16 protein-coding genes are annotated in these 22,162 nt (G+C 73.0%); 4 read left to right on the plus strand and 12 right to left on the minus strand.

All coding sequences use genetic code 11. The annotated features are described in order from the left end of the window. Positions 1 to 93 precede the first annotated feature (93 nt). From ACFYYH_RS20605 to ACFYYH_RS20615, 3 genes are all read right to left on the minus strand, one after another. Positions 94 to 2,304, minus strand: a complete 2,211-nt coding sequence (locus ACFYYH_RS20605; RefSeq protein ID WP_388552887.1) for an AAA family ATPase — start codon at positions 2,302 to 2,304, stop codon at positions 94 to 96. A gap of 1,165 nt (positions 2,305 to 3,469) precedes the next feature. After that, positions 3,470 to 4,096, minus strand: coding sequence for an NUDIX domain-containing protein (locus ACFYYH_RS20610; RefSeq protein WP_388552795.1), 627 nt, complete (start codon positions 4,094 to 4,096; stop codon positions 3,470 to 3,472). Positions 4,097 to 4,184: 88 nt separating this feature from the next. Further along, positions 4,185 to 5,879, minus strand: a complete 1,695-nt coding sequence (locus ACFYYH_RS20615) for a CTP synthase (protein ID WP_388552798.1) — start codon at positions 5,877 to 5,879, stop codon at positions 4,185 to 4,187. Between the two features lie 399 nt (positions 5,880 to 6,278). Between ACFYYH_RS20615 and ACFYYH_RS20620 the strand changes: the two genes are divergently transcribed. Then, the gene (locus tag ACFYYH_RS20620) at positions 6,279 to 8,105 is read left to right on the plus strand and encodes a glycoside hydrolase family 15 protein (protein WP_388552801.1); all 1,827 of its coding nucleotides are present in this window, start codon (positions 6,279 to 6,281) and stop codon (positions 8,103 to 8,105) included. A gap of 119 nt (positions 8,106 to 8,224) precedes the next feature. After that, the gene (locus ACFYYH_RS20625; RefSeq protein ID WP_388552803.1) at positions 8,225 to 9,853 is read left to right on the plus strand and encodes a PucR family transcriptional regulator; all 1,629 of its coding nucleotides are present in this window, start codon (positions 8,225 to 8,227) and stop codon (positions 9,851 to 9,853) included. 23 nt (positions 9,854 to 9,876) lie between these two features. On the opposite strand, the gene ACFYYH_RS20630 is transcribed toward ACFYYH_RS20625, so the two are convergent. The 5 genes from ACFYYH_RS20630 to ACFYYH_RS20650 form a co-directional block, all read right to left on the minus strand. Beyond that, positions 9,877 to 10,968 carry a glycosyltransferase family 4 protein gene (locus ACFYYH_RS20630; RefSeq protein WP_388552806.1) on the minus strand — a complete coding sequence of 364 codons (1,092 nt, stop codon included), beginning with the start codon at positions 10,966 to 10,968 and terminating at the stop codon, positions 9,877 to 9,879. A gap of 602 nt (positions 10,969 to 11,570) precedes the next feature. Beyond that, a complete protein-coding gene (gene recN / locus ACFYYH_RS20635) occupies positions 11,571 to 13,328 on the minus strand; it encodes a DNA repair protein RecN (RefSeq protein WP_388552809.1) in 1,758 nt (585 codons plus the stop codon). 73 nt (positions 13,329 to 13,401) lie between these two features. Beyond that, complete coding sequence (locus ACFYYH_RS20640) at positions 13,402 to 14,427, minus strand: NAD kinase (protein WP_388552812.1); 1,026 nt, start codon at positions 14,425 to 14,427, stop codon at positions 13,402 to 13,404. Between the two features lie 128 nt (positions 14,428 to 14,555). After that, positions 14,556 to 15,371, minus strand: coding sequence for a TlyA family RNA methyltransferase (locus tag ACFYYH_RS20645; protein ID WP_388552815.1), 816 nt, complete (start codon positions 15,369 to 15,371; stop codon positions 14,556 to 14,558). Between the two features lie 36 nt (positions 15,372 to 15,407). Next, a complete protein-coding gene (locus ACFYYH_RS20650; protein ID WP_388552818.1) occupies positions 15,408 to 15,719 on the minus strand; it encodes a hypothetical protein in 312 nt (103 codons plus the stop codon). 42 nt (positions 15,720 to 15,761) lie between these two features. On the opposite strand from ACFYYH_RS20650, the gene ACFYYH_RS20655 reads away from it, so the two are divergent. After that, positions 15,762 to 16,109 (plus strand): SCP2 sterol-binding domain-containing protein, encoded by a 348-nt coding sequence (locus tag ACFYYH_RS20655; RefSeq protein WP_388552821.1) that lies wholly within the window; start codon positions 15,762 to 15,764, stop codon positions 16,107 to 16,109. 28 nt (positions 16,110 to 16,137) lie between these two features. Here ACFYYH_RS20655 and ACFYYH_RS20660 read toward each other — a convergent pair whose 3' ends face one another. The 4 genes from ACFYYH_RS20660 to ACFYYH_RS20675 all read right to left on the minus strand — a co-directional run bounded on the left by ACFYYH_RS20660 (position 16,138) and on the right by ACFYYH_RS20675 (position 20,545). Beyond that, a complete protein-coding gene (locus tag ACFYYH_RS20660) occupies positions 16,138 to 16,989 on the minus strand; it encodes an ABC transporter ATP-binding protein (RefSeq protein WP_388552890.1) in 852 nt (283 codons plus the stop codon). Between the two features lie 184 nt (positions 16,990 to 17,173). Beyond that, positions 17,174 to 18,298: a FecCD family ABC transporter permease gene (locus tag ACFYYH_RS20665; RefSeq protein WP_388552824.1), complete on the minus strand. Its 1,125-nt coding sequence runs from the start codon at positions 18,296 to 18,298 to the stop codon at positions 17,174 to 17,176. Continuing rightward, complete coding sequence (locus ACFYYH_RS20670) at positions 18,295 to 19,296, minus strand: FecCD family ABC transporter permease (protein ID WP_388552893.1); 1,002 nt, start codon at positions 19,294 to 19,296, stop codon at positions 18,295 to 18,297. Before ACFYYH_RS20670 ends, ACFYYH_RS20665 begins: the two co-directional genes overlap by 4 nt. A 220-nt stretch (positions 19,297 to 19,516) precedes the next feature. Next, entirely contained in the window at positions 19,517 to 20,545 is a 1,029-nt protein-coding gene (locus ACFYYH_RS20675; RefSeq protein ID WP_388552827.1) for an HAD-IIA family hydrolase, read from the minus strand. Positions 20,546 to 20,636: 91 nt separating this feature from the next. Here ACFYYH_RS20675 and ACFYYH_RS20680 point away from each other — a divergent pair, with 91 nt between their 5' ends. Then, the gene (locus tag ACFYYH_RS20680) at positions 20,637 to 22,004 is read left to right on the plus strand and encodes a DUF1015 family protein (protein ID WP_388552830.1); all 1,368 of its coding nucleotides are present in this window, start codon (positions 20,637 to 20,639) and stop codon (positions 22,002 to 22,004) included. Positions 22,005 to 22,162 lie beyond the last annotated feature (158 nt).

Below are 22,162 nucleotides of genomic sequence, written 5' to 3' on the forward strand. Positions count from 1 at the left end.
CGGGGCGCGGGGAAGCGCACCGGGACACACCGCGTCCAGTTGCGGCAGAGCCAGTCTAATGAAGGATTTCCCGCTGTCCAGCCTTGCAAAGCATTATTCGCCAGCCGAAGTGCCGCGGATTTCGTAGGTGTTTCCTTCCGTTTCCAGAAGCCGATCGGCCGTCGCGCGATGCAGCCTGGCCGCGGTCGGGTCGCCGAGCCGGTCCAGCGTGTCCGCCACCCGGAGCTGGAGCGCGGCCTGGAGCCGTACGTCCCCGGCCAGCCGCGCCCACTCCACCGCCTCCTGACAGGTCTCCAGCGATTCCTGCGGCCGGCCCGCGTACTCCTGGACCCGCGCCGCCTCGCTCAACGCGCGTGCCTGGCCCGGCAGATCGCGCAGCCGGCGGTAGCCGGCCACGGCGGCCCGCCAGCTCCGCAGCGCCTCCCCGTAGTGGCCCGCGTAGGTGTGGACGGTGCCGAGCCGCCCGTACAGCCTCGCCTCGTCGGCGCGCTCGCCCCGGCTGAGCCGCTGGGCGAGCGCCCTTCCGTACCAGTCGGCGGCCCGCTGCCAGTCCTGGAGGTCCTGGTACGCGCCTCCTACGGATTCCATCGCGCGGCCGGTCGCGTAGAGATCGTTCGCGGCCCGTCCGGCGTCCAGCGCGGCCCGGTAGCGGGCGAGCGCGTCCTGGGTGCGGCCCGTCCGGGCGTCCAGATCTCCGATGTTCAGCAGCGCGGCGGCCTGCTCCCGGTGCAGCTCGCGCCGCTCCGCGATGTCGAGGACGAGCTGATGGAGGCCGTACAGCTCGGGGGCCGCCGCCTCGGTGCCGCGGTGCGCGGCCAGCGCGCGGACCAGCGCGGCGATCAGCCGGCGGGCCAGGGTGTCCAGCTCTCCGTCGGCGACCGCGAGCCGGGCGGAGGCCAGCAGGGCGGGCTCCCGTGAGTCCAGCCACCCGGCCGCGGCGGCGGTGTTCGGGTAGCGCAGCGAGCGGGGCAGTCCGGCCAGCCGCTTACGGGCCGGGGAGCCGTCGGGCTCCGTGATGGCCCGGCAGGACTGGAGCAGCCGTACGGTCCGCTCCAGCATCCGCGCCCGCGCGAGCTGCACCTCGGCCTCGCGGTCGTGCTTCTCCCTCAGATCGCGCAGCAGCGGGAGCAGACAGCCGGGCACCAGATACTGGTCGTCCCCGGTCCGGTCGTCGTCCCCGGTCCGGTCGTCCGCCGCCGGGCCGACGGGCCCGCGCAGCAGCCCCAGGGCCGTGAAGTCGCGCAGCGCGGTCCTGGCGGCCGACACCGAGCAGCCGGCCAGCGCCGACGCGGTGTGCGCGTCCACGAGCCCCGCCGGGGCGAGTGAGAGCAGCCGCAGGCTCCGGGCGACGGACGGCGGCAGCGTCTCGTACACGAGCCGGAAGGCGCGGGCGAGCGGCCGGTCGCCGACCGGCCGCTCGGGGTCGTGCGGGAGGGCGCGCAGCCGCTTGGTGGCGTCGGCGACGGAAGCGGTGGGGCGGGCGGCGAGCCAGCCGCCGATCAGGACGAGCGCGGCGGGCTGGCCGCCGCACTCCTCGGCGAGGGACTCGGCGGCCTGTGGATCGACGGTGATCCGGACCGCCCCGGTGAAGCGCGTGAGCAGTTCGATGGCGGCCTTCGCGTCCATCCCGCCGAGCGTGCACGGGCGGACATCGGGGATCCCGGTGAGCGGGCCCTGCGCGACAGCGATGACCAGGCAGTCCGGGTTGTCGGGCACGAGCGGGTCGACCTGCTCGGCGTCGGCGGCCTCGTCGAGGAACAGCAGCACCCGCCGTACGGCCAGCGCCTCCCGCACCATCTCGGACAGCTCGTCCTCCCCGGCGCCGGGCGGGGTGGTGATCCCGAACGCGCCGAGGATCGCACGGGCCGCGCGCTCGGTGGGGACGGGCTCTCCCCCGGGCTCGGTCAGCCGGACCCTGACGATCCCGTCCGGGTAGCCGTCCCGGAGCTGTCCGGCCAGTTCCTCCGCGAGCGCGGTACGGCCGGAGCCGGGGCGCCCGGCGATCAGCAGCACCCGGGCGCGCGGCTCCTTGCGTCCGGAGAGGGTGTTGAGCCCGGCGCGCTCGATGTCGCCGCGCAGGGCCTTCAGTTCCCGCAGCCGGCCGAAGAACGCCGGGGCGGTCGCCCCGCCGCGCGCCGCGCCCGGCGAGGGCTGGGAGGCGATGCCGTGGAGTCCGGCGGTGCCGCGTCCCGGCCCGCCGCCGGGGCCGGTGGGGCCACCACCGGCGGGGCGGGTCACGCCCCGCGCCACAGGGGCCTCCTCCTCGTCGTCGTCGGGCCCGACCTCGTCGTAGAGCGCTGCCATGTCCTCGTCCAGCTCGGCCTCGGTAGATCCCGAGGCGGACCCGCCGACGGCTGCCGTGCTCCCCGGGGTGATCACGGTCTCACGGGTCCCGTGCCCGGTGGCAGCCGCCTCGGCCTCCGCGCTCTCACCGGCCTCTCCGGCCCCGTCGGCGCCTTCCGTTCCGGTGGCTCCCGCGAGGGCACCGGGGGGCTCGGTGGCGGCCCGGTCCGTACCGGATCCGGCGCCCGTCCGGGACACCCCGGCCCCGGCCGGGACGGACGGTCCGACCGCTTCGGCCGGTACCGGCGGTCCGGCCGGGAGGCCGGTCTCCTCGGCGGCTGTCGCGACGGACACGGAGTCCAGGGCGGCCGAGGGATCACTCACGGGCTTCCCGCCCACGGCGCGCTCGCTCACGGCCGCCGCACGCGCGGCGGGCTCACGGACGGCGGGCTCACGGACGGCGGCCTCGCGCGGAGCAGGCTCGTTGGCGGCGGGCTCACTCATGGCGGGCTCGCTGACGGCGGGCTCGTTCGCGACGGCATCGCTCACGGCGGCGGCATCGTCGTCGTTCCCGGAGGGGGACACGGCAGCGGCCGCGGTGGTACGGCGTCTCAGCAGGGGGAGGCGGCGCCGCTTGACCGCCGGGGGCTCACCCTCCGTGACGGCGGCGGGGGTGTCACCGATCGCGTCCTCGGGACTCTCCGGGAGCTTCACCCGGGCCGCGCCTTTCGTCTTGGAGCCGCCCTTCGGGGCCTTCGCCACGGCCGTCCTGGACCGGCCGCGGCGCTTGCCCGACGGACGATCGGTCTCGTTCACCGCCGCGGCGCCCGCGGGGGCGTCGGTGGAGCCGCCGCTCTTCCCCGTGGAACCCGTACGGCCGGGGCCGCCCACATCCACCGCCTGATCCGTCACGGGCCACGCTCCCGTCCGCCTGCGCACGAGCCGAGCCCGGCGGATCTCCGCACGGGCGGTGCGAGCGTAGTTCACTCTCCGCGACGGATCCGGTGGAGCACGGCCGACCGATCCCCCGATCGGATCAGTCGTATCGTCAGATCGAGCGACCGCTCAACCGGCGGAAGGAACAACGGTACCGGCGGACGGAGCCCCGGGAAGGGGAGTCCGCGCAGGAGCATCCCCGGCTCAGGAGCATGAGCATCCCTGGCTCAGGAGCAGGGGCCTCCCCGGCTCAGGATACGAACGGGCGGGCGGGCCAGGGAGCGTCCGCGGGCCGCAGCGCCTCGACGCCGTCACCCGCCAGGGCCGCGCCGAACGCCAGCACCCCCACGGCCAGACAGTTGTTGTGCAGCTCCCCCGCGAGCACGCCCCGGGTCAGCTCCTTCAGCGGCACCCGTGCCAGCTCCATGTCGGCCTCCTCGTCGGAGACCACGAAGCGCTCCCCCTCCGCCTCCGCCAGATCGCGGGCGAGGAAGATCCGTACCGCCTCGTCACAGCCGCCCGGCGTGGTGTAGACGTCCGTCAGCACCCGCCAGTCCTCGGCCTTGACATGGGCCTCCTCGTACAGCTCCCGCTGCGCCGCGTGCAGCGGGTTCTCCCCCGGGACGTCGAGCAGCCCGGCCGGGATCTCCCACAGCTTCTGGCGTACGGGGTGCCGGTACTGGCGCAGGACCACCACCCGGTCCTGGTCGTCCACCGCGAGGATCGCCACGGAGCCGGGGTGGACCTGGTAGTCGCGTGACACGACCGTGCCGTCGGGCATGACCACATCGTCCGTACGGACGCTGGTCTTGTTGCCGCGGAAGGGCGTCCTGGTGGCGGTGACCCGCCATTCCTCGGGGGCGTCCTTGATGGTCATGAAAGCGTCCTCCCACACAGCGCGCACACGCGGAAACCGGGGCAAGGATTCTGAAAAGGACCCGTGACCCCGGCTCCCACCGTATCGCCTACGCCTCGGCGCTCACGCGCTCCGCCGAATCCGGCCGACCGCCCCGGCGGCGCTCCACCGCGGCCTTCACCAGACCGGCGAAGAGGGGGTGCGGCCTGGTCGGCCGGGACCGCAGCTCCGGATGTGCCTGGGTGGCGACCAGATAGGGGTGCGTGGTGCGGGGGTATTCGACGTACTCGACCAGCTTGTTGTCCGGCGAGGTGCCCGAGAAGACCAGACCGGCCTTCTTCTCCAGCTCCGCGCGATAGGCGTTGTTGACCTCGTAGCGGTGCCGGTGGCGCTCCTCCACATACGGCTGGTCCCCGTACACCTCGCGCACGATCGACCCCTCGGCGAGCTTCGCCGGGTAGAGGCCGAGGCGCATCGTGCCGCCCAGATCACCGGCGCCCTCGACGTAGGCGAGCTGCTCCTCCATCGTGGAGATCACCGGATGCGCGGTGGCGGAGTCGAACTCCGTGGAGTTGGCGTCCGGGATCCCGGCCACATGGCGCGCTGCCTCGATGACGATGCACTGGAGCCCCAGACACAGCCCGAGCAGCGGGACCCCGTTCTCCCGCGCGTACTGGATCGCGCCGACCTTGCCGGTGACCCCGCGCTCCCCGAAGCCGCCGGGGATCAGGATCCCGTCGACATCGCCGAGCTGCCGTGCCGCGCCCGCCGGGGTCTTGCAGTCGTCCGATGTGACCCACTTCACTTTGACCCGCGCCTTGTTGGCGAACCCGCCCGCGCGCAGCGCCTCGGTCACCGACAGATACGCGTCGGGCAGATCGATGTACTTGCCGACCAGCGCGACGGTCACCTCGTGGTCGGGGTTGTGGACCCGGTCCAGCAGATCGTCCCAGACCGTCCAGTCCACATCGCGGAACGGCAGATCCAGTTTCCGTACGACATAGGCGTCCAGGCCCTCGGTGTGCAGCACCTTGGGGATGTCGTAGATCGACTTGGCGTCCACGCAGGCCACCACCGCCGCCTCGTCGACATCGCACATCAGCGAGATCTTGCGCTTGATCGACAGCGGCACGTCACGGTCGGCGCGGAGGACGATCGCGTCCGGCTGAATACCGATGTTGCGCAGGGCGGCCACGGAGTGCTGGGTGGGCTTGGTCTTCAGCTCCCCGGAGGGGCCGATGTACGGCAGGAGCGAGATATGGACGACGAAGACGTTGTCGCGGCCGACCTCGTGGCGCACCTGGCGGACGGTCTCCAGGAACGGCAGCGACTCGATGTCGCCGACCGTGCCGCCGACCTCGGTGATCACGACGTCGACCTCGTCGGTCGCCATCCGCCGGATGCGGTGCTTGATCTCGTTGGTGATGTGCGGGATGACCTGAACCGTGTCGCCCAGGTACTCCCCGCGCCGCTCCTTGGCGATGACCTGGGAGTAGACCTGGCCGGTGGTGACATTGGCGGAGCCGTCGAGGTCCACGTCGAGGAAACGCTCGTAGTGGCCGATGTCCAGGTCGGTCTCGGCACCGTCGTTGGTGACGAACACCTCACCGTGCTGGAACGGGTTCATCGTGCCGGGGTCGACGTTCAGATACGGGTCGAGCTTCTGCATGGTGACCCGCAGGCCGCGCGCCTTGAGCAGCGCACCCAGACTGGAGGCGGTCAGGCCCTTGCCGAGGGAGGATGCGACGCCCCCGGTGACGAAGATGTGCTTGGTCGTCGAGGAAGTCGAGGATCGGGTCGGCATGGCCAAGAGGGGGCTCCCGTGGTCGCGGTCTGAGGTGCGTACCGGTGTCCCCGCCGAAGAGGGGAGGGACTTCCGTCGCTGCGGGTTCGGGGCCCCTTGTGCGTCGCAGGGAGTCCACCGGTCCACGGGCTACCAGGGTATCAGCGACGCGACGAGGCCGGTTCCGGCCACGCGCCTCCATCCCTTCACCCGTGTCACTCTTTGTCCCCGGGTCACCCTTGGCCACGATGTTCGTCGGACCGATGTTGCCGGGACCGTGGCGCAGAAGTCCCAGGTGCGTCGTATCCTGCTCGGACGTTCGCTGCCGAGTCCGGCCGGCATCGGCACACCCCGCCCGATTTCCCGGAAGATGAGCTCGTCAACGACTCTTGACCGAAGTACGCGCCCCGCGGGGCGGACATGGCCGTTCGACTGGAGATGCACGTGGCCGGGCGCATCGAGGATTACGCACTCATCGGAGATATGCAGACCGCCGCCCTGGTCTGCCGGGACGGCACAGTCGACTGGCTGTGCCTGCCCCGCTTCGACTCGCACGCCGTTTTCGCGGCACTGCTCGGCACCGATGAGCACGGTTTCTGGCGGCTGGGCCCCGCACACCCCGCCGGCTCCGCGCCGCCGCGGGCGGCCAGGCGCCGCTACCGCGGGGACTCACTGATCCTGGAGTCCGAGTGGGACACCCCGCGCGGCACGGTGCGCGTGACGGATTTCATGCCGCCACGCGACGGTGCCCCGCAGGTCATCCGGATCGTGGAGGGCATCAGCGGCCGGGTGCCCATGCGCTCCGCGCTGCGGATGCGCTTCAGTTACGGGCGCGTGGTGCCGTGGGTGCACAAGGTCGACAACCGCACGGTCGCCGTCGCCGGACCCGACTCGGTCTGGCTGGACACCACGGCGGAGACCTACGGCAAGGACCTCACCACCTACTCCGACTTCACCGTGGCGCCGGGCGACCGGATCGCCTTCACGATCAGCTGGCAGCCCTCGCACCGGCAGCCGCCCGCGCTGCCCGACCCCGAGGGGTCGCTGGAGGCGACGTCCGACTTCTGGCGCGAGTGGGTCGAGCACTGTACGTACCACGGCCCGTACCGCGAGGCGGTGGTCCGTTCCCTGATCACGCTCAAGGCCCTGACCTACGCGCCGACCGGCGGGATCGTGGCCGCCCCGACGACGTCGCTGCCGGAGGAGATCGGCGGCGTACGGAACTGGGACTACCGCTACACCTGGCTGCGCGACGCCGCGATCACCCTCTCCTCGCTGCTGCGCACCGGCTACCGCGAGGAGGCCCGTGCCTGGCGCGAGTGGCTGCTGCGCGCCGTCGCCGGCGACCCGGAGAACCTCCAGATCATGTACGGGATCGCGGGCGAACGGGAGCTGGGCGAGGCCGAGCTGGACTGGCTGCCCGGCTATGAGCGCTCGGGACCGGTCCGGGTGGGCAACGGCGCCGCGCACCAGCTCCAGCTCGATGTGTACGGCGAGGTCACCGAGGCGCTGCACCTCGCCCATATGACGGGCCTGGCCCGTAACGACTACGCGTCGGTGCTCCAGCTCAAGCTGATCCGGTATCTGGAGAAGCACTGGGACCAGCCGGACGAGGGCATCTGGGAGGTGCGCGGTCCGCGCAGGCACTTCGTGCACTCCAAGGTGATGGCCTGGGTCGCCGTCGACCGGACGATCAAGCTGATCGAGTCCGGCGAGGCGGACGGGCCGCTGGAGCGCTGGCGCGAGATGCGGGACGACATCCACCGCGACGTCTGCGAGAAGGGGTACGACAAGGAGCGGAACACCTTCACGCAGTCCTACGGCTCCAAGGAACTCGACGCGTCGCTCCTGCTCATCCCGCAGATGGGCTTCCTGCCGCCGGACGACAAGCGCGTGATCGGCACGATCGAGGCGATCCAGCGCGAGCTGTCCACGGAGGACGGGTTCGTCCTGCGCTACCCGACCTCCGGCGAGGACGAGGGCGTGGACGGGCTGGCGGGCGACGAAGGCGCCTTCCTGGCCTGCTCGTTCTGGCTGGCCGACGATCTCGCGATGATCGGCCGGGTGGACGAGGCGCGCAAGCTCTTCGAGAAGCTGCTGGCGCTCAGGAACGATCTGGGGCTGCTGGCGGAGGAGTGGGACCCCCGGCTCCAGCGCCAGGTCGGGAACTTCCCCCAGGCGTTCAGCCATGTGCCGCTGATCGACACGGCGCTGCGGCTGACGGCCTCGGGGGCGTACGGAGGCTGACGGCGGTCAGGGCCGGGACGGGGGCGTACGCGCCCGCGCCCCGGCCCTTCGCCTTCCCGCCTCCGGTCCCCGCCGCTCGCGTTTCCCGTCGGCCGTGACCGCGGGTAGCCTCCGGCGTCATGGACAGTCAGGGCGGAATCACCGTACGGCGGGCGCTGGAACTGCCGGGACTGCGCGGTGGTCTCCCCGAGGTCGTGGCCTGCGCGGACCGGCTGGACCGTACGGTGCGCTGGGTGCACGCGGGCGAGGTCCCGAACATCGCCTCGCTGCTCAAGGGCGGGGAGCTGCTGCTCACCACCGGCCTCGGTCTGGGCACCCGCCCCGCCGAGCAGCGGACCTTCGTACGCGAACTCGCCGACCGCGGGATCGCGGCGCTGGTGGTGGAGCTGGGGCCGCGCTTCGACCGGCTGCCGACGACCCTCGTGGAGACGGCGCGCGCGGCCGGGCTGCCGGTCGTACAGCTCCACCGCGAGGTGCCCTTCGTCGCGGTGACCGAAGAGGTGCACACCGAGATCGTCAACGGCCACTACGCGCTGCTGCGGCGGGCCGAGGAGGTCCACCGGCGGTGCACGGAGGCGCTGCTGGACGGGGGCGGGGTGCCGCGGGTGCTCCGTATCCTCGCGGACTTCGCGGGCAACCCCGTCTTCCTGGAGACGGCGGACGGGCGACTGCTGTACGCGGCCGCCCCCGGCGCGGGCCCGGCGGCGGCCGACCCGTTGCAGATCTGGGAGGGGCTGCGCGGACGGCGGCCGTCGCACGCCGCGGAACCACCGACGGGGGCGGTCCTGGTGGATGTACCGGGCGCCGGCCGGGGCACGGGCGCGGTACGGGCCCGGCTGGTGCTGCCCGCCGTCTCGGCCCCGCCGCTGCCGGTGCACCGCATGGCCGCCGAACGCGCGGCGGGCATCCTGGCGGTCGTGCTGATGCAGGCGCGCCAGGAGGAGGAACTGGCGGCGCGTGGCCGCGGTGACTTCCTGACCGATCTGGCCGAGGGCCGGATCCTCCCCGAGGACGCGCCCGCGCAGGCCAGGGTGCTGGGCTTCAGACCGGGCGAGGGCCCGCTGCTGCCGGTGGTGATGCGACTGGGCCCCGAACCGCTGCCGTCGGGCGCCTGGGCACCGCTGGCGCGGGCGGTGCTGGAGGAACTGTCCTCGGTGGGCGTTCCGGTGCTGCTGGGCGTACGGCCCGTGGAGGGCCGGGTCCCGCTGCTGCTCGGGCTGCGCTCCGAGTCGGAACGTGCGCCGCTGGCCGACCGGGTCGCGACGGCGCTGCGTACGGGGGTGGCGCGGGCCGGTCTGGAACGCGCGGGCGCGCGGCCTCCGGTGGTGGTCGTCGGGGTCGCGGGCGGCTGGGCGACGGCGGGCGCGGCACTGCGGCACGCGGCGGAGGCCGCGACGGCGGCGCAGGGCCTGCCCGAGGTGCCCTGGTACGACGCGCGCCGACTCGACATCGATCTGCTGCTGTGGCGGCTGCGGGACCATCAGGACCTGGCGGCCTTCGTGGACCGCGCGATCGGCCCCCTGCGCGCACACGACCGCGCGTCCCGGCCCGCGCTGCTGCCCACCCTGGAGGTCTATCTGGACCACGCGGGCCGCAAGGCGGAGACGGCACGAGAACTGCATCTGAACCGCCAGACGCTGTACAACCGGCTGGCCCGGATCGCGGAACTGCTCGGCACGGACCTGGACGACCCGCAGACGGTCCTGGCACTGAGCCTCGCACTGAGGGCCAGACGCCACGCGGGATAGCCGGACGCGGCCCGGGGGAAACTTCAGCGCGTGGGACGCGGGGACGAGGCCAGTTCGTCGTAGACGCAGAGCACCTGGGCGATGGTCTCGTCCTCCGTCGGCCAGCTCTCCGCCTGGATCCGGCCCGCCGCGGCGAGCCACCGACGGCGGTCCGGGTCACCGAGGAGCCGTACCACCGCGTCCGACAGCGCCGTCACGTCCCCGTACGGCACCAGCTCCGCCGCGTCACCCACCAGCTCGGGAACGCCGCCCACCGCCGTCGCGACCAGCGGCACCCCGAGCCGCAGCGCCTCCTGCGCGAGAACCGAGCGGGCCTCCCAGCGGCTGGGCAGCAGGGCGATGTCGGCGGCGGCGAGGAGTTCGGCGATGTCGTCGCGGCGGCCGATCAGCCGCACCGGCAGTTCCTCGGTGTCGATACGGCGCTGGAGCCGCCCCCGCTCCCGGCCCTCCCCCGCGACGGTCAGCAGCGGGGCCGGGTCGAGGCCGCGCCAGATCCCGGCCGCGTCCAGCAGCGTGTCGTACCCCTGGTCCGGTCTGAGGCTGCCCACGGCCATCAGCAACGGGCGCTCGACCGCGCCGAGTTCGGCGCGGGCCTTGCTCTCGGGCCCGCCGACCGGCCGACGGGACGCGGGCAGCGCGACCGGCGCGAGACGGGCGTCGCGCGCCCCTCTGCTGCGGGCCCGGTCGACCAGATCGGACGAGGTGCCGAGCACAACGGCCGCCGCCCTGACGGCCCTTCGCTCCAGCAGCCGCAGAAGATGCCCCCGCGGTCCGTCGGTCTGCCCCCGGGTGTGCCAGGTGACCACGAGCGGTATCCGCCGGCCGCCGAGCGCGATCGCGGCACGTACGGCGGCGTGCACCCCGTGTGCGTGCACCACGTCCGCCCCGGCGCACGCGGCGCGCAGGGTCGCGACGGAGGAGGGGTCCCCGCGCCGTGGGACGGCCACATGGTGCGCCCCCGACCCGCTGAAGTCGTAGACACGGTCGACGTCCACGGGCGCGCACACCGTGACGCGCACGCCCCGGGCGACGAGACCCGCCGCCAACGATCGAACGTGCGCGCTGCTGCCCGCACTGCCACCGCCCAGCACCTGGACCGTACGCAGTTGTGTCACGTGGTCAAGGCTCCTGGCTAGACGTCGGGGACTGCGGCCAAGGATGCCAGTCCGGACGCACGTTCCGGCACCGCGGGGACGTCGTTCTTGTGTCCGGCCCCGCAACGAGGGAACGCGGACCACCCCCACGAGTGACCTTCGCCTCCCGGCGGGGGCCGTGGTTTCGGGTGCGTGGTGGCGGGGGCCGGTTTTCGGATGCGGGTTGTGGGTGGTGCCGGGTGCCGGGGCCTCCGGAGGTACATGTCCGGACGGCATGATTTACGCCGCGTGCGGGCCGGTTGCCGGGTGCGGGCCCGTGTGCGGCACACATCACGCTTTAGTGTCCGAACACGCACCTCCTACGACCCCGACCCCCTCCCGCCGCACTCCGGGTGCCGGGGTGCCCCGGGGGCCTGATCGGTGGCGGGCGGTGAAGGGGGGCGTGCAGGGGGCGTGTCCGGGACACTAAAGCGTGATGTGTGGCGTCCGGACGCCCGTATCCCACGCACCGCCAAGGGCGCCGTACATCATGCCGTCCCGGATATGCCCCCGGAACGACCCCCGGCCACAACCCGCACACCACCACCGGCCCCGGCCACAACGCACCCGAAACCCACGGCCCCCTAGCCGGGAGGCGTTATGGTTCGGGCCGCCGTTGCCAGTAGTTCTTCCGCGTGCGCCCGCGCCGTCTCCGAGTCCTCCTGCCCCGCCAGCATCCGCGACAGCTCCCGCACCCGGTCCTCGCCCTCCAGGACCGTCACCCCGGACCGTGTCACCGAGCCGTCGTTCGTCTTCTCGACCAGGAGCTGGCGGTCCGCGAAGGCCGCGACCTGCGGGAGATGCGTCACCACCACCACCTGCGCGGACCTGGCGAGCTTCGCCAGCCGGCGGCCGACCTCGACCGCCGCCTTGCCGCCCACGCCCGCGTCCACCTCGTCGAAGAGATACGTCGGCACGGGATCGGACCCCGCGAAGACCACCTCCACCGCGAGCATCACCCGGGACAGCTCACCGCCGGACGCGCCCTTGGCGATCGGCCGGGGCTGGGCGCCCGGGTGGGGGGCGAGGAGCAGTTCGACCTCGTCGGCCCCGTGCGGGCCGTAGGCCACCGAACGCCCCCCCACCACGATGCCGGACATCTCGTCGGCGGCCTCGGCCTGCCGGATGTCGAACGAGACGCGCGCGTGCGGCATGGCCAGCGAGGCCAGCTCGCCCGTGACGGCGTCCGCGAAGCGCGCCGCGGCCTCCGTACGGGCGTCGGTCAGCGCCTGGGCCAGGGCGGACAGTTCGTCGCGCAGGCCGTCCCGCTCGGCCGTCAGGTCGGCGATCCGGTCGTCGTCGCTCTCCAGCTCGGTCAGCCGCGCGGCGCTCTCCTCGGCCCAGGCCAGCACGGCGGCGATGTCCTCGCCGTACTTGCGCGTGAGCCCGGTGAGCGCGGCCCGGCGTTCCTCCACCGCGGCCAGCCGCAGCGGGTCGGCGTCCAGATCGTCCGCGTAGCCGGCCAGCTCGCCCGCCACGTCCGCCAGCAGGATGGAGATCTCCCCCATCCGCTCGGCGAGCCCGGCGAGCGCCGGGTCGTGGGACCGTACGGCCTCCAGTGCCCGGCCCGCGCCCGCGACGAGCGTCGTCGCGTCGACGCCCTCCGGGTCCTCGGGATGGCCCGCGAGCGCCGCGTGCGCCACGGCCGCGGCGGACGCGAGCGCCTCCGCGTGGCCGAGCCGTTCCGCCTCGGCGGCGAGTTCGGTGTCCTCCCCCGCCCTCGGCTCCACGGCCGCGACCTCGTTCAGCCCGAAACGCAGCAGATCGGCCTCCTGCGCCCGCTCACGGGCCCGGGTGGTCAGCTCCTCCAGCTCCGTGGCGGCGGCCCGCAGCCTGCGGTAGGCCGCCGTGTAGGCGGCGTGGGGCGCGGCGACCGCGTCGCCCGCGTACCGGTCGAGGGCCTGCCGCTGCCGCGCGGGCCGCAGCAGCCCCTGCTGGTCGGTCTGGCCGTGTACCGCGACCAGGTCGTCCGCCAGTTCCGCCAGGACGCCCACGGGCACGGAGCGCCCGCCCAGATGGGCTCGTGAGCGTCCCTCCGCCGAGACGGTTCTGCTGACGAGCAGCGTTCCGTCGTCCAGCTCCGCCCCGGCCTCCTCGGCCCGTACGGCCGCGGGCGTACCCGCGGCCATGGTGAGCCTGCCCTCCACGACCGCCGACTTGGCGCCGATCCGTACCAGCGCCGGATCCGCGCGTCCGCCGAGCAGCAGCCCCAGACTGGTGACGACCATGGTCTTGCCCGCGCCGGTCTCACCGGTCACCGCGGTAAAGCCTGGCGACAGCTCGACGACCGCGTCGTCGATGACCCCGAGCGACCGTATCCGCATCTCCTCCAACACGGTCATGACCATACGAGGTCTCCGCGCCGCCGTGCGACGGACCCCACCCCCGGTTCCCCCGGCCGTGGGCCGCGCGCCCTCAGTGGGGCGCCCCGCGCCAGCCGGAGACCGGCAGCGCGAACTTGGCCACGAGACGGTCCGCGAAGGACGCGTGGTGCAGCCGCGCCAGCCGTACGGGGACGGCGCCGCGGCGTACCTCCACCCGGGCTCCCTGGGGCAGCTCGACGGTTCTGCGCCCGTCGCACCAGAGGACTCCGTTGGGCGTGTGCGCCTGCACCTCCACCGCCAGCACCGTGGTCGGCGAGGTGACCAGCGGCTTCGCGAACAGGGCATGCGCGCTGATCGGCACCATCAGCAGCGCCTCGACCTCCGGCCAGACGACCGGTCCGCCGGCCGAGAAGGCGTAGGCGGTCGAACCGGTGGGCGTGGCGCAGATGATGCCGTCGCAGCCGAAGGCGGTGACGGGCCGGCCGTCGATCTCCAGGACGACTTCGAGCATCCGCTCGGGCGAGACCTTCTGCACGGCCGCCTCGTTGAGCGCCCAGTCCCTGTGGACGACATCGCCGTTGCTGTGCACGACGACATCGATCGTCATCCGCTCCTCGACCTCATACGCACGGGTGACCACGCGGTTGACGACCTTGTCCAGATCGTCCCGTTCCGCCTCGGCGAGAAAGCCGACCCTGCCCAGATTGACCCCGAGCATGGGCACACCGGAGGCCCGTGCGAAGGCGGCGCCGCGCAGCAGTGTCCCGTCCCCGCCGAGCACGATCAGCAGCTCGCAGCCGTCGAGTACGTCGGGGGTGGCGTCGGGGACGGTCTCGACGGAGGGCGGCAGCGGCAGATCGTTCGCCTCCGTGGCCAGGACCCGTACGCGCAGACCGTTGCGCACCAGTCCGTCCACGACCAGTTCGGCGCTGCGGATCGCCGCGGGCCTGCCGGTGTGGGCCAGCAGGAACACGGTGCGGTCGGCGTTCGCCGGCCCCGGGGTGCCCGCGGCCCCGGGCGCCGGGGCGGTCACGGCGGCCTCGGTGGCGGGAGTGTGCCGAGGGGACGGAGTGACCGGGGTGCTCCCGGTGATCAGGGTGGGAGGTGTGGCCTCCATGGGCCGCACGGACTGCGTGAGCTCCGTGGGCCGCACGGACTGCGTGAGCTCCGTGGGCCGCACGGGCTGCGTGGGCTGCGTGGGCTGCGTGGGCTGCGTGGGCTGTGCGGGCTGTGCGGGCTGCGTGATCAACGGGGTCCCTCCGCCACTGCACGGTCGACGTCCGCCGGGTCCAGCTCGGGCGCTCCGGCGTGGAGCCACAGAAAATACTCGACATTCCCGGATGGTCCGGGCAGTGGACTCGCGGTGACCCCCCGTACCCCGAGGCCGAGTTCGCCGGCCCGCCGCGCCACCGCCCGTACGGCCTCCGCGCGCAGCTCGGGACTGCGTACGACACCTCCGCTGCCCAGCCGCTCCTTGCCCACCTCGAACTGCGGTTTCACCATCAGTACGAGGTCGGCGCCGGGTGCGGCGCAGCGCACCAGCGCCGGCAGCACCAGCCCGAGCGGAATGAACGACAGATCTCCGACCACCAGGTCCACAGGCATCCCTTCGATCGCGTCGAGCGTCAACTCGCGTACGTTCGTACGGTCCTTGACGGTGACGCGTTCATCGCTCCGCAGCGACCAGGCGAGTTGTCCGTAACCGACGTCCACCGCGACCACATGGCCGACGCCGGCCCGCAGCAGCACATCCGTGAAACCGCCGGTGGAGGCGCCCGCGTCGAGCGCCCGCCGGCCGCGGACCTCCAGGCCGAGCGGGGTGAAGGCCGCCAGCGCGCCCGCGAGCTTGTGTCCGCCGCGCGAGACGTAGTCGGGATCGCCGTCGTCGGCGGTGACGACGACGGCGGCGCTCGTCTCGACCTGGGTGGCGGGCTTGGTCGCGGTGGTACCGCCGACGGTCACCCGGCCCGCGGCGATGAGCTGGCTCGCGTGCTCGCGCGAGCGTGCGAGATTACGGCGTACCAGTTCGGCATCGAGACGGCGGCGTGCCAGTCCTGCCACGTTCGGTTCAGCTCCTGTGGTCGTACGCGAGAGAGGTCACCGGGGGCCCTGCGGCCGGGGCCCTTGCGGGCCCTGGGGCGCCGGACGCGCGTCGAGCGCGGTCAGCGCGTCCCGCAGCCCCCGGTGTACATCCTCGTACACCTCGACATGTCCGTCCGTCGGCAGGTGGTCGGCGTCGGCGAGACGGGCCAGCAGCCCGTCCACCTCGGCGTCGCCGGTCGGGACGGTGCCCACGCCCAGGGGGCCGGGCGCGGCCGGGCCGTCCGCGGGAGGTCCGGCCGTCCCGGTCCCGGTGCCGGGCTCGCGCTCGGCCGGTCCGGCGGCCGGTCCCGCCATGGAGTCGCTCATGCCCAGACGCTACCGCGAAGCCCTGGGGTACCGTCGGTCACGATGGCGACGATGGAGGAGTGCCGCGGCGCACTCGACAAGCTCTCCGACGATCTGGCGCGCACGGACGGGAAGGTCCACACCGCGGCCGGGCTGGACCGTTCCCTGAGCTGCCACATCACGGATCTGGACCTCACGTTCACCGGCCGTCTCGTGGACGGCCGGATCGTGGTGGCCGACACCGTGCAGGGCCCCCCGCCCCAGAAGGCGCAGATCGCCCTGGCCATGGCGGGCGACGATCTGGTGGCGCTGGTCGAGGGCGAGCTGAACTTCGCCCGCGCCTGGGGCTCGGGACGGGTCAGGCTGGAGGCCGGCTTCCGCGATCTGCTGCGTCTGCGCTCGCTGTTGTAGTCCCGTTCCCCGCTTCCCGCCCCCGCTCTCACTTCTGGAGCGGTACGGGCTTCTCCGGCGGTACGGGCTTCTCCGCTGGTACGGGCACGGCCCGCCGGGCCCGCCGCCCCGCCGGCACGACCAGCGGCGTGCCCGTCTCCGGGTCCTCGATGACCTGGCAGCGCAGACCGAAGACCTCCTCCACACGCTCGGCGGTGACGACCTCCGAGGGCGTTCCCTCCGCCACGATCACCCCGTCGCGCATCGCGATGAGATGGGTGGCGTAGCGGGCCGCGTGGTTGAGGTCGTGCAGCACGGCGACGAGCGTGCGGCCCTGGGTCTCGTGCAGTTCGGCGCAGAGGTCGAGCACATCGATCTGGTGCTGGATGTCGAGGAAGGTGGTGGGCTCGTCGAGCAGCAGCAGCGGAGTCTGCTGGGCGAGGGCCATCGCGATCCAGACACGCTGCCGCTGGCCGCCCGACAATTCATCGACATAGCGATCAGCCAGTTCGTCGACACCGGTCGAAGCCATCGATTCCTCGACGATCCGCTCGTCCTCTGGCGACCACTGGCGCAGCAGCCCCTGGTGCGGATAGCGGCCGCGCGCCACCAGATCCGCGACCGTGATCCCGTCGGGCGCGATGGACGACTGGGGCAGCAGACCGAGGGTCCTGGCGACCTTCTTGGCGGGCATCCCGTGGATGGCCGCGCCGTCGAGCAGGACACGCCCCTGGGAGGGTCTGAGCATCCGGGAGAGCGCGCGCAGCAAGGTCGACTTGCCACAGGCGTTCGGGCCGACGATCACCGTGAACGAGTGGTCGGGGATCTCCACCGAGAGATCGCGGGCGATGATCCGCTGGTCGTAGCCGAGGGTCACCGATTCCGCGGTGAGGCGCTGCATGGTCGTGCTCCTGCTCCTGGTGTCCGCGGGGTTCATCCCTGTCCCGTTCCTCTGCGTACCGGTCGCCGGTGTCCCGGCCCCGTATGTGTCCGCCCCGTATGCGTCCGCCCCGTATGTGCCGACCCTGTATGTGCCGACCCCGTATGTCCTGCGGCCATGTGTCGCGAGACCGTTCGCTCGTGTCTCATATGCGGCCCGCCCTGCGCTCGGTGACCAGCAGCCACAGCAGATAGCAGCCGCCGAGAACACCGGTCACCACACCGACGGGCAGCTCACGGTCACCGAACGCCGAAGTGGCGATCCAGTCGGCGACGAGGAGCAGCACCGCGCCCATGACGGCGGCCGGGCCGAGATGGGGGCCCGGTGCGCGGGTCAGCCGACGGGCGAGCTGGGGCGCGCTCAGCGCCACGAAGGAGATCGGCCCCGCGGCGGCCGTCGCCACGGCGACGAGCACCACGGCGGAACCCATCAGAAGCACCCTGGTCCGTTCGACCCGCACACCGAGCGCATAGGCCGCGTCGTCGCCCATCTCGATCACGCGCAGCGCCCGGCCGCGTCCGAGGACGAGCGGGATCAGCACACCGCAGACAGCGAGCAGCGGCCACACCTGGGCCCAGTCGCGCCCGTCGAGCGATCCGGTCATCCAGAGCACCGCACGGGTCGCGTCGATCAGATCGGCCTTGGTGATCAGATAGTGGATCGCGGCGGTGAGCATCGCGGCGACACCGATGCCGACGAGTACCAGCCGGAAGCCGTGCACCCCGCGCTTCCACGCCAGCAGATAGACGCCCACGCCGGTCAGCACACCACCGACGACCGCGCCGCCCGCGACGGCGAGCGCGTCGCCCCGGAAAAGCACGATCACACTCAGCGCGCCGACCGTGGCGCCCTGGCCGAAACCGATCACATCGGGGCTGCCGAGCGGATTGCGGGTGAGGGACTGGAAGACCGCGCCGCCGACGCCGAGCGCCGCCCCGACGAGCAGCCCGACCAGGATCCGCGGCAGCCGCAGCTCCTGAACGATGAACTCCTGCCCCGGATCACCGTCGCCGAGGAGGGTCGCGACCACATCCGCGGGGGACATCGGGTAGTCGCCGCTGCCGATGAGCACGACACCGGCCCCCAGCGCGGCGACGGTGAGCAGGAGCAGCGTCAGGGCCACGCGGCTGTCGAACCGTACGGAGAGACCCCCGGGCGTTCGGACCGTACGGACCGTACGGACCGCGGAACGGCCTCGGAGGCCGGAGCGGGCGCCGGAGTGGCCGCCGGATCGGAAGCGGGCGCCGGAGCGGAAGCGGGCGCCGGTCATAGCTGAGCCATCCTCTTGCGGCGTACGAGCTGGATGAAGACGGGTCCGCCGATCAGCGCGGTGACGATACCCACCTGAAGCTCCGACGGCCTGGCGACCACCCGGCCGACCACATCGGCGCCCAGCAGCAGGACCGGTGAGAGCACCGCCGCGTACGGCAGGATCCACCGCATGTCGGGTCCGGTGATCGTGCGGACGAGGTGCGGCACCATCAGCCCGATGAAGACGATCGGACCGCAGGCCGCGGTCGCGGCGCCGCACAGGAGCGTGACGGAGACCATCGCGGCGATCCGGGTCGGCGTCGGACGCGCCCCCAGCGCACGCGCGGTGTCGTCACCCATCTCCATGGCGTTGAGCGGACGGGCGATCAGCAGCGCCAGCGCGACCCCGCCGGCGATGAACGGCCACACCTTGCCCACGGTCGACATGTCGGCGGAGGCGAGCGATCCGACGGTCCAGAAGCGCAGCCGGTCCAGGGCCGCCGAGTCGAGAAGCTGTACGGCGTTGACATAGCCGAAGAGCGCGGCGGTGGCCGCGGTACCCGCGAGCGCGAGACGCACGGGGGTGGCGCCCCGGCTGCCGCCGAGCACGTACACCAGCGCCGAGACCACCGCCGCGCCCAGAAAGGCGAACCACACATAGCCCGTGATCGAGGTGACGTCCAGAAAGCTGATGGCGGAGACGACCGCGGCTGCGGCGCCCGCGTTGACCCCCAGCAGTCCGGGCTCCGCGAGCGGATTCCTGGTGAGTGCCTGCATCACGGCGCCGGCGAGGCCGAGAGCGATCCCGACGAGCAGTCCGAGGACGGTACGCGGCAGCCGGACATCGACGACGATCACATCGTTCCCAGTGCCGCTGTCATGGAACAGGCCGTGCCACACATCGCCGAGCGGCACCGACTTGGCGCCGATCGCGATGCTCGCGGCACAGACCAGCAGGAGAACGCCGAAGGAGAGGAGCAGCCCCGCAGGGCGCAGCGTGCGATGCCTGCGGGACACGGCGGGGGCAGGCGGCTCAGCGCTCTGTACGGGGGGACTGTCGACCAACACGAGGTTAGGTTAGCCTACCCTCGCATCCGCCTCTCCGCCCCCGTGCGGCGCCGTGCCTCCGTACAGCCGTTGAGCCTGCTCACCGCCGCTGTCCCTCCTTCCAGCCGCCGTGCCCACGCGGCCTCGCGGTCGTGTCGATGGCGTCGGTGGCGTCGGTGGCGTCGGCGGGCTACAGACCGAGCCGTGCCAGCGCCTTGCCCCCGTCCAGCGTGCCGGCGCCGTCGCCCGCCTCCGTCCAGGCCGCCGCGCACAGCGCGCGCAGCCCGTCCGGCGCCGTACCGTCCCCGTCCAGTGCCAACGCGCGCCCGGCGACCGAAGCGGTCCACCCGCCGCAGCCGAACCCGCCCTCCGTCGCGGTCACTTCGGGCTGCCCGGTCAGCAGTCCGCGCAGATCCTCGTCCACATAGGTCGGCCGGTGCCGGGGCTCGGCGGCCAGGAGCTGAGCCGCGTCCGTCACTCCGGTCAGGACGAGCAGTGAGTCCACGCCCCCGTTGAACGCCCCCTCGATGTCCGTGTCCAGCCGGTCCCCGACGACCAGCGCCCGCTTCGCGCCCGTCCGCAGAATGGTCTCGCGGTGCATCGGAGGCAGCGGCTTGCCCGCGACCTGCGGCTCGGCGCCCGTGGCGATCCGTACGACCTCGACCGCCGCGCCGTTGCCGGGCATGATCCCCCGCGCGCTCGGAATCGTCAGATCCGTGTTGGACGCGAACCACGGCACACCGCGGTTGATCGCGTAACAGGCCTCGGCGAACCGCCCCCACGCCAGATCGGGGCCCCCGTATCCCTGCACCACGGCGGCCGGACCGTCGTCGGCCGACTCCACCGGTTCGAGACCGCGTTCGCGCAGCGCGACCCGCAGCCCCTCCCCGCCGATCACCAGCACCTTGGACCCTGCGGGGAACTGCTCCGCGATCAGCCGCGAGACCGCCTGCGCCGAGGTGATCACGTCGGCGGGCGCGGCCGGGGCGCCGAGTTCCGTCAGATGCGCCGCCACGGCGGCGGGCGTCCGGAGCGCGTTGTTGGTGACGTACGCGAGATGCATCCCCGCGTCCCGGGCCGTACGGAGCGAGTCGACCGCGTGCGCGATGGCCTCCCCGCCCGCGTACACCACACCGTCCAGATCGAGCAGGGCGGTGTCGTACGCCTTGTGCAGCGCGGTCGCACTCCCGCCCGGCCTGGTCCTGCTCTGCTGGCTCATCCGCCGTCCGTTCTCGCTCGTGACGTCCGTACTTCCGTGGCTTCTCCCCCCGATCATCGCTCATCCCCCACACCCCACATACGATGCCCGGATGAACACACCAGGTCCTGCGGACAAGGGGCTGCGGCTGATTCCGTTCCACGGGCTCCGTTATGTTCCCGAGCGGGTCGGCAGTCTCGCCGCCGTGACCTCCCCGCCGTACGACGTGGTCGTGCGGCCGGACGGACTGCACCATCTGGAGTCGGCCGATCCGCACAACATCGTCCGGCTGATCCTGCCGCAGGCCCCCACCCCCGACGAACGCCACCGCCAGGCGGCACGGACACTCGGACGCTGGCTCGCCGAGGGCATCCTCGCACCGGACCCGGAGCCCGCGCTGTATGTGTACGAGCAGCGCAAGGACGAGCTGTTGCAGCGGGGGGTCATCGGGGCGCTGGCGCTCTCCTCCCCGTCCGACGGCATTGTGCTGCCCCATGAGGACGTGATGCCGGATGTGGTGGCGGACCGTGCGGCCCTGATGCGGGCCACCGAGGCAAATCTGGAACCCCTGCTCCTCACCTACCGCAGCGGGGGCGAGGTGACGGGCGCACCGGACACCATGGGTGCGACACACATGACGGATACGGGGACGCCAGGGCGGTCGACCGGGGCGGCCACGGCGGGTACGGCGGGCGTCATCGAGCGCACCGTCCACCGCCCCCCGCTCCTCGCGACCACCACGGAGGACGGCTTCAGCCATCGGCTGTGGTCGGTCACGGACGCCGCCGACCTCGCGGCGATCGCCGACGACCTGGGCCACCACCAGGCCCTGATCGCGGACGGCCACCACCGCTGGGCGACCTGTCTGCGACTGCGCGACGAGCACCTGGACGAGCACGCGGACCCGGGCCCCTGGGGATACGGGCTGGTCCTGCTGGTCGACACGGCCCGCTACCCCCTCCAGGTCCGCTCCATCCACCGGCTGCTGCACCGGCTCCCCGTCGACCGTGCGATCGAGGCGCTCTCGGGCTCCTTCCGTGTCCGTACGGTCGACACCGCGCTCCCGGAAGCGCTGGACGCCCTGGCCGAGGCCGCCGCCACGGGCAACGCGTTCCTGCTCGCCGGGGACGGCCGCTTCCATCTGGTCGACCGGCCGGACGACGGCCTGCTGGCGCGCACGGTCCCCGTGGACCGGCCCGCGGCCTGGCGACGGCTGGACGCGACGGTCCTGCACACCACGCTGCTGGACCACCTCTGGCGGATCCCGGACGCGCCCGAGCACATCGCGTACATCCATGACACCGCGGCGGCCGTCGCGAAGGCGGAACGCGACGGCGGCACGGCCGTCCTGCTGCATCCCGTGCGCGAGGAGGTCGTACGGGAGTTGGCACGCCAAGGCGTGATGATGCCGCGCAAGTCCACGTCCTTCGGCCCCAAGCCGGCCACGGGTCTGGTCCTGCGGAGCCTGACTCCGGGCTGACGACTGAAAACATATGGGGGAAACATGTGTGGGGGGGGGGCCCCCCCCCCGGGGGGGCCCCCCCCCCCCCGCGGCCCCACCCCCCCCCCCCCCCGGGGGGGCGCGACCCCCCCGGGGGGGGGCGCCGCCTGGGGGGGCTCGGCCCCCGCCGGCGGCGC

It is taken from the genome of Streptomyces sp. NPDC002018 (genome assembly GCF_042890865.1).
Classification (GTDB): Bacteria; Actinomycetota; Actinomycetes; order Streptomycetales; family Streptomycetaceae; genus Streptomyces.